This is a genomic window from Pelotomaculum propionicicum, from assembly GCF_004369225.1.
Classification (GTDB): Bacteria; Bacillota; Desulfotomaculia; order Desulfotomaculales; family Pelotomaculaceae; genus Pelotomaculum_B; species Pelotomaculum_B propionicicum.
Genome location: NZ_QFFZ01000042.1, coordinates 21,168 through 29,843, shown reverse-complemented (window position 1 = coordinate 29,843; position 8,676 = coordinate 21,168). Strand labels below are relative to the sequence as shown.

Here is an 8,676-nt window from a genome sequence, read left to right as displayed (position 1 = left end):
GACCAGCACCTCGGCCTTAATCCTGACGGGCGGGCTGTACCCGGATGTCAAGGTTATCTCCCGCGCGGCGGAGAAGGGTGTCCCGGTAATCCTGGTGCACAGCGACACTTACACTACTATTGAAAAAATATCCGAGGTTTCGAGGCGGATCAGGCCTGACAACGCCAGCGATATCAAAATAGCGGTGGAGAGTATTGACCGGCACTGTGACTGGCAGAAAATCATTGGCTCCCTGCATAACAACCAGGATGCTGGTTAAAGGCGACCTTGAATGAAAACTAAGTTAACTTGGCATAATCGTTACTTTAGTTTTTTATACCCCATCTATCTAAATTAAGGATTGTTCAAAACAAAAATAAGTGCTATCATGAAACCAGGTAAAATATTTTGTTATAAATAGTTTACCTGGTTTTTTTAACTAACCAGTCAGGGTGGTGTGCTTATGAAAAAAAGGAATGCGGTTATACTCCTGCTGGCGGCCCTTGGCGTCGCCGGCTATTTTGGTTGCAACAGGTACATCGGAGAAAAGCAGACCGCCGGCCTGCAGGCTACAGGGACCATTGAGGCCACACAGGTTGAACTGAGAGCCAAAGTGGCCGGTACGCTGCAAAAACTGACGCTGGCTCCTGGTGACCAGGTCAAGGGAGGCCAATTGGTGGCCGAAATCACCCGTAATGATTTGCTTGCCCAAAAAGAAAGGGACTCCCTTGCGGTGGTTAAAGCCCAGGCGCAGCTGGACGACCTTACTTCCGGCGCGCGCGTGCAGGAAATCAAGGATGCCCAAATTGCCGTCGACACCGCCCGGCTCAACAATGAAAAGGCCGCCAAGGACTACGACAGGGCAGTTAAACTGTATAAAGAAAAGATCATTGCCGACTCGGAGATGGAAAAAGCGGAAATAACTTTCAAACAGTCACAAAATTCACTTGAGTCCGCCCAAACCAAACTAAGCCTCCTGCTGTCCGGCAGCAGGCCTGACCAGATTGAGGCCGCCCGGGTTGAGCTGGAACGCAGCAGCGCTGTGTTAAAAGCGTCGGAAGCGCTGCTGGAAGATGTGAAAATTATCTGCCCGATTGACGGGACCGTGCTCACTAAAAATTTTGAAAACGGGGAAGTGGTGCAGGCCGGCGCTTCCGTGGCAACCATCGCCAATTTAAACGACATGTGGATCAAAGTCTATATCCCCACTGACGACCTGCCCAAGATCAAGCTGGGACAGCAGGTTTACTTCACCGTGAGCGGGAGCTCAGAGGAGCACCGCGGCACTATCGAAGAGATAGCCTCCAAAGGAGAATATACACCGAAAACCATCCAAACCAAAAAAGAGCGCACCAATATCGTTTACGCGGTTAAAATCAAGGTTGATAATGAGAACAATCTCTTAAAACCAGGTATGCCCGCTGATGTAGTTTTTGATCAGAGGTGATCAAAATGATTGAAATGGAAGCTCTCACCAAGGTCTTCGGCGGCATTACCGCGGTCAGCGAAGTGTCTCTGAGGGTTGAGCAGGGAGATATCTTCGGCCTGGTAGGCCCGGACGGGGCCGGTAAAACCACTTTGCTCCGCATGGTGTGCGGGCTGATCAATCCCACCAGCGGCAGGGTTACCCTGTTCGGCGGCAGGCAGAAAAAGGATGCCGGCAATTTTGGCTACATGCCCCAGCGCTTCAGCCTGTGCGGCGACCTGACGGTAATGGAAAACATCAATTTTTTCGGCTCCCTGTACAAGCTGGACCGGAAAACCGTCAGGGAGCGGGCGGATGAGATTTTAGAGCTGACGAAACTTTCTCAGTTTAAATCACGGTTCGCTGAAGATCTGTCCGGCGGGATGAAACAAAAACTTGCCCTGACCTGCGCCCTCGTAATCCGGCCTGGCATGTTGATCCTGGATGAGCCGACCTTCGGCGTCGACCCGGAATTCCGCAAGGAATTCTGGAAAATATTATACATGCTTAACCGGGACGGGATGACCATATTCGTGTCCACGCCGTACATGGACGAGGCGGACCTTTGTAAAAAGGTCGCCCTCCTGGACCGGGGGAAGATCGTGGCTGTCGGCACGCCTGACCAGCTGAAAAAGCAGATTAAGAACAAAATTATAGAGATTAAAGCAGACGTGAAAGACCTTGATTTCCTGGGCGAGCTTCCCGAAGTAGATGACGCGAGTTTTTACGGCGACAGGTACCACGTGTCTGTCCCCGTGGTTGAGCCGGCTAAGATATCGATATCCAGGCTGCTTTCAGAAAAGGGGATTGCAATTTCCTTCATGGAGGAGATCACCCCCTCCATGGAAGATGTCTTTGTATCGCTGACGGAAAAAGAGGTGGTCTAAAGTGGACAACGCCGTGATAACCACACGCGAGCTGACCAGGACTTTCGGATCTTTTACCGCTGTCAACAAGATCTCCATCGAGGTCGGGCAGGGAGAAATATACGGGTTTTTAGGGCCCAACGGCTCGGGCAAGTCGACCACGATCCGGATGCTCTGCGGCATCCTCGAGCCCACTTCCGGTTCCGGCACCGTGCTCGGCTACGACCTGGCCCGCGAAGCTGAAAAAATAAAGCGCAAGATCGGTTATATGTCGCAGAAGTTCAGCCTTTACGACGACCTCACCGTTTACGAAAACCTGGACTTCTACGCGGGACTGTACAGCATTCCGCACCGTGAGCGAAAAAAAAGGATCGGCGAAATGATCGATATGGCCCTTTTAAAAGGGAGGGAAGACGAACTGGCCGCCAACCTCAGCGGCGGCTGGAAACAGCGGCTGGCGCTGGGCTGCGCCATAATTTCCCGTCCCTCCATCCTTTTCCTGGATGAGCCTACCAGCGGGGTCAGCCCAACCAGCAGGCGCACGTTTTTTAAAATAATCCAGCGGCTGGCCAATGAAAACACAACCGTCATGGTAACCACGCACTTCATGGACGAGGCCGAGCGCTGCTACCGCATCGCCTTTATCTCCGAGGGGAAACTGATTGCCGACGACACGCCGGAGAACCTGAAAAACAACGTAATCAAGGGCACCCTGGCGGAAGTCGTCCACCCCAACGCGCTGTACATTATTGATGATATTGAAAAACTGCCCTACGTCAAGGAATGTTCCAACCACGGGCCGGTGCTGCACGTCTTGCTGGAATCCGAGAATGCAATCCAGGCGCTTAACTATTACACGGGTGTCGAGGCTAAAATTATCAGGCCTTCCCTGGAAGATGTCTTTGTCTCCCTGGCCAAGCAGAACAGAAGGCAGGTGTCTTAAGTGAGCAGAATCCTGGCAATCCTGAAAAAAGAGTTTTTGCAGATGCGGCGTGACCGGCTGACACTGGGCATGGTCTTTGCGCTTCCTTTGTTTCAGCTGCTTTTGTTCGGCTATGCGATACAAACCGAAGTAAAGCATATCCCAACCGCCGTGTTTGATCAGTCCCTTTCCGCCGAGAGCCGGGACATGATGGAGGCATTCAGCGCCTCCGGGTACTTTGACGTTTATTACTCGACCGGCGGTTACGCCGAGATTACGAATATGATCGACAGCGGCAGGGCCAAGGTGGGCATCATATTCCCGCCTGATTTCAGTGAAAACCTGAAAAAGGGGGATACGGCGACGGTTCAGGTGCTGGTTGACGCCAGCGACAGCATGTCTTCGTCCACTGCCATCGCCACGGCCAACGCCATCGGGTTGCTCAAGTCGCAGAAAATATTTATCCAGAAAGCCCAGCTCACAAATTTACCTTATGATATAAGGGTAAGGCCCTGGTACAACCCGGACGGTATTACCGCCTATTACATGGTCCCCGCCATCCTGGGCATCATTGTGACGATGACCATGGTCATGATGACTGCTGTGGCGATTGTCAGGGAGCGGGAAAGAGGGACCCTGGAGCAACTGATGGTGACCCCGATCCGTTCCTTTGAATTGATGATCGGTAAGATAGTCCCCTACATCGGGCTCGGCTACCTGCAAATAACCGTCGCCCTGCTGGTGGGTGCGCTGGTGTTCCATGTGCCGATACGTGGCAGCCTGCTGGAGCTTTACGTCCTGACCCTGTTCTTTATTACAGCCTCGCTGGGCCTCGGCATCCTTATCTCGAATATTGCCAAGAACCAAATGCAGGCCTTCCAGATGTCCTTTTTTGTCCTGCTGCCCAGCATTATGCTGTCCGGCTTCCTGTTTCCCAGGGAGGCCATGCCGCTCGTTATACAGTACATCGGGGACATCATTCCCTTAACTTACTACCTGGTTATCATCCGTGGTATCGTTTTAAAAGGAATAGGGTTTCCCTATCTGGTCTCCCAGGTGGCGGCGCTCCTGGTTTTTTCCGTTGTGCTGGTAACCCTGAGCATAATCAAGTTTAAAAAGAAAATTGCCTAGTTTAGGCAAAAACGCAGGTGGTTGGATAATGGACTACAGGGAAAGAATCATCAAGGCATATAGAGAGCAGGCCGCGAGCCGAGGGGTCTCTAAAGTTACAATGGACGACCTGGTCGCCGCTACCGGTATCAGCAAGAGGACCATTTACCGTTATTTCAGGAGCAAGGAAGAGATCATCAACGCGGTGCTTGATGATCTTATCGCCGGTATCGCGTTAAAGATACAGGCAGTTTTTGGCTCAGCTGACAAACCGCTGGATAAAATAATTAATATGCTTGGTGAGCTTACCCGGAACATTAGAGTCATTGAGCCCCAGTTCTTATACGATTTGCAGAAATACTATCCTCACCTCTGGGAAAAGATCGAACGCTTTCGCTCTCAAAGAATTCAGCAGGTGTTCGAAGCACTCCTGGCCGGTGGCGAACAGAACTTTCTGCGCCAGGTACACCCCAAAATTTTTACCACGGCGCTGCTGGCGAGCATCAGATCTGTCGTTAACCCGGTGTTTATTGTGGAAAATCAACTGATTTTGGAGGAAGCGATCCAGTCTCTGTTTAGTATTTTTTTGTACGGTATCGTTGAGGCGGAGCATCAACAGGAACTGAAATCTTAATAGCTTCCTGTAATTTCGGGTAACTTTTTCATATGTCGTAAAAAGAGTGTTCTCAGCAACAAAGGGATTATACTGTTCCTATAGAAATAAATGATCTATGGCAATATAGCCATTGGCAACCTGATCTTCCGGGAGGTATCTATTATAGATGAGTTTCTTTATTGGCCTGGCCGCGGGTTTTTTCGGCGGACTTTTTGGACTCGGCGGCGGTGTGGTCATGATCCCCCTCATGGTAGGCATCCTGAAAATCAGCCAGCACAAAGCCCACGGCACAAGCCTGGTGGCGCTGATTTTCACAGGCATAGTGGGTACTATCACTTACGCTTTCAGGGGTTCGGTGGATATCATGGCATCCGTGCTTTTAGCTTCGACCGCCATATTCACATCCAGGGCGGGTGCCCGCTTTGCCCACGCCCTGCCGGAATGGAAGCTGAAGAGGTACTTTGGCGGGTTTATGATCCTGGTCACCCTGATGCTGCTGCTGAAACCTTACCTGACCAGTATTGACGGGTCGCTCACTGGCTGGGTCAAAGTAGTTGTACTACTTTTTACCGGTGTTTTTACCGGCTTTCTCTCCGGCATGATGGGAGTGGGCGGGGGTACCATCATGGTCCCCTCAATGGTGCTGCTGGTGGGTCTTACCCAGCATACCGCGCAGGGCAGTTCCCTGCTGGCCATGATCCCCGCCGGGGGAGTAGGCGCTTACACTCACTGGCGCCTGGGCAATGTCAATGCCGGCATCCTGACCGGACTTATCCCCGGTATTCTCGTAGGCACGTACCTGGGCGGAAGCTTTGCCTATTTCCTGTCTGAGGGCGTCCTGCGCCTCCTGTTCGCGGCCATGCTGATCTGGACCGGGACGGGGTATCTAAGGACACCCATGCCCCAGGTTGACGAAGGTTAGAAAAAGAATTAAAGGTTATACTTTGTTTTAGTTTAAAGATTGCTTCCCTTTGGAGGGGAAAATGCGGGAGAAGAATTGGTATTCCCTGAAAGTCAACGAATTATGCCGGGATCTTGCGGTCAACCCTGAGTCGGGACTTGACGCCTCAGCCGCTGACCACCGCTTAAAAATTTACGGCCCCAATGCCCTCCAAGAAAGACCTCCCCGCTCTCTTTTTTCCATTTTTCTCGAACAAATGAAAGAAATTTTGGTGCTGATCCTGCTGGTCGCCGCGGTCATTTCGGGGATACTTGGCGAGTGGGAGGATGCGGTGGTTATCCTCATCATTGTGGTACTTAACGCGGCAATCGGAGTATTTCAGGAAAACAAGGCCGAACACGCCCTTAAAGCGTTGAAAGATATGACTAAACCCTCGGCCAAGGTGGTAAGGGGCGGCAAAGTTCTGAAAATCAGCGCGGAGAATGTGGTCCCTGGTGATGTGATTTTACTGGACGCGGGTGATTCAGTTCCGGCCGACGCCAGGTTAATCGAGGCCGCTTCCCTACGTTCCAACGAGTCGGCCCTTACCGGGGAGTCGGTCCCGGTGGAAAAAGAGCCCGGCGAAATAAATGGCGATAGTAGTGCTGTCGGTGACCGTAAGAACATGCTTTTTATGGGTACCACCATAACCGCCGGCCGCGGCAGGGCGATAGTGGTGGAGACGGGGATGAGGACCCAGTTGGGCCAGATAGCCCGCTTACTTGACGAAGCGGCGCCGGAATCTACCCCGCTGCAGCGGAGGCTGGGCAAACTGGGGAGTATTCTTGGAGTAGCGGCTGTAATCATCGTTGTGCTGGTATTCCTGATCGGGCTCTGGCGCGGTGAAGATTTGCTGGAGATGTTTATGGTCGCTATAAGCCTTGCTGTGGCAGTAGTGCCCGAGGGGCTTCCCGCTGTTGTCACTATTGTGTTGGCCCTTGGTGTCACCAGAATGAGCCGCCGGAACGCAATTATCAGAAAGCTGCCGGCGGTTGAGACACTGGGAACGGCCACAGTCATTTGCTCCGATAAAACCGGTACCCTTACCAAAAATGAAATGACTGCCACACGTATTTTTGCCGCGGACAGGCTGTTTGAAATAACCGGCAGCGGCTATAGCCCCGAGGGGAAATTTATCGACCGGGATGGCCGCGAAATTTTACCTCTGAACGATGAAACTTTGCAATTGATTCTGTTGGGCGGGCTTTTAAACAGTGACGCTCAGTTGGAAAAAACCGGGAAAGCATACCGTGTAATCGGCGACCCTACTGAGGGGGCGCTTGTGGTTGCGGCGGCCAAAGCGGGTTTGTCAAGAGAGTCGGCTGTTGGGAAATACCCTCGTTTAGCTGAAATACCCTTTGATTCAGAACGCAAGATGATGACCACTTTTCACAGAATGAGCGGGCATGTCCAGTCCTTTACCAAGGGTGCGCCGGACGTGCTTTTGCAGCGCTGCGGAAGTGTCCAGAGCGGTGGGGAAACAAAGGCTCTCAGCGAAGAAGTCCAAGATGCCTTGCTGGTGGTAAATTCTCAATTAGCGTCACAGGGGCAGCGAGTATTGGCCCTGGCCACACGCCAGTGGCCGGAAGTGCCGGCCAAACTCGCGCCGGAAACAGCGGAGCGCGATTTGTATTTTGTAGGCTTCTTTGCCATCCAGGACCCGCCCCGCCCCGAAGTCAAAGAAGCGGTATCGTTATGTCACAGGGCCGGTATCCGCACAGTTATGATCACCGGTGACCACCGGGAGACTGCCGCGGCTATAGCCGGGGAACTGGGTATATTGCAGCCCGGCGATAATATCCTGACAGGCGGCCAGCTGGAACAGATAGGCGAAGATGAGTTGAAAGAAGTGGTGAACAGTGTAACTGTATACGCCAGGGTATCTCCCGAACACAAGCTGCGGATTGTAGAGGCGCTGAAGCACCATGACCATGTTGTGGCCATGACCGGTGATGGAGTAAATGACGCCCCGGCTCTTAAGCGGGCTGATATTGGGGCGGCTATGGGGATCAGCGGCACCGAGGTAGCCAAGGAAGCCTCGGACATGGTCCTGCAGGACGATAATTTCACCACTATCGTAAAGGCGGTGGAAGAAGGGCGAACTATCTATAACAATATTCGCAGCTCCATTCAGTACTTGCTTTCCTGCAACACCGGTGAAATCGTTGCTATCTTTTCAGCCCTGCTGCTTGGTTTAGGGAGCCCTCTCAACCCAATTCAGATCCTTTGGCTGAATCTGGTTACCGACGGGCCGCCCGCGCTCGCCCTGGGTTTGGAACCTCCCCAAAAAGGAATTATGGAGCTGCCGCCCCGCAAGCCCAAAGAGGGGCTGTTTGCCGGGGGAGTGGGCGGCAGGATACTATGGCAGGGCATGATGATCGGACTACTGTCCCTGGGCGCCTACGGGCTGGCTCTCAGCTGGGGCCGGACCATGGAGGAAGCCCGCACCATGACTTATATAACCATGGCCATGTCACAAATTGTGCATTCATTTAATGTCAGAAGTATGGACAAGTCCCTCTTCACCATAGGGATCGCTACCAACAGAAGTTTGATCATTGCCTTTATAGCGTCAGCCGCGGCGCTTTTTATAGTGGTATTCGTTCCTTTCCTGAGAGGAGTTTTTGAGACCGTAATGCTGCGGCCAGGTGACTGGGCGGTTGTGCTCGGCTTAAGCATTGTGCCGCTGCTGTTGGTGGAAATAAGCAAACAGGTGAGACAAAAGTAGAAACTTTAATCCTAATCCAGAGGGAACATCTAAAATTTATTTTATTTTCA

At 52.3% G+C, this 8,676-nt stretch carries 8 protein-coding genes; all 8 read left to right on the top strand.

Annotated features, from left to right (window positions below; genetic code table 11):
* The coding region (locus Pmgp_RS14985) for a DRTGG domain-containing protein (RefSeq protein WP_243119885.1) at positions 1-259 on the top strand (259 nt) is incomplete at its 5' end.
* A gap of 183 nt (positions 260-442) precedes the next feature.
* Complete coding sequence (locus tag Pmgp_RS14980) at positions 443-1,426, top strand: HlyD family secretion protein (protein ID WP_134214780.1); 984 nt, start codon at positions 443-445, stop codon at positions 1,424-1,426.
* A gap of 5 nt (positions 1,427-1,431) precedes the next feature.
* The gene (locus Pmgp_RS14975) at positions 1,432-2,331 is read left to right on the top strand and encodes an ABC transporter ATP-binding protein (RefSeq protein ID WP_134214779.1); all 900 of its coding nucleotides are present in this window, start codon (positions 1,432-1,434) and stop codon (positions 2,329-2,331) included.
* A gap of 1 nt (position 2,332) precedes the next feature.
* A complete protein-coding gene (locus Pmgp_RS14970) occupies positions 2,333-3,253 on the top strand; it encodes an ABC transporter ATP-binding protein (protein WP_134214778.1) in 921 nt (306 codons plus the stop codon).
* Positions 3,254-4,363 carry an ABC transporter permease gene (locus Pmgp_RS14965; RefSeq protein WP_134214777.1) on the top strand — a complete coding sequence of 370 codons (1,110 nt, stop codon included), beginning with the start codon at positions 3,254-3,256 and terminating at the stop codon, positions 4,361-4,363.
* Positions 4,364-4,391: 28 nt separating this feature from the next.
* The gene (locus Pmgp_RS14960; RefSeq protein ID WP_134214776.1) at positions 4,392-4,976 is read left to right on the top strand and encodes a TetR/AcrR family transcriptional regulator; all 585 of its coding nucleotides are present in this window, start codon (positions 4,392-4,394) and stop codon (positions 4,974-4,976) included.
* A gap of 148 nt (positions 4,977-5,124) precedes the next feature.
* Complete coding sequence (locus Pmgp_RS14955; protein ID WP_134214775.1) at positions 5,125-5,880, top strand: sulfite exporter TauE/SafE family protein; 756 nt, start codon at positions 5,125-5,127, stop codon at positions 5,878-5,880.
* 61 nt (positions 5,881-5,941) lie between these two features.
* Positions 5,942-8,626: a calcium-translocating P-type ATPase, SERCA-type gene (locus Pmgp_RS14950; RefSeq protein WP_134214774.1), complete on the top strand. Its 2,685-nt coding sequence runs from the start codon at positions 5,942-5,944 to the stop codon at positions 8,624-8,626.
* Positions 8,627-8,676 lie beyond the last annotated feature (50 nt).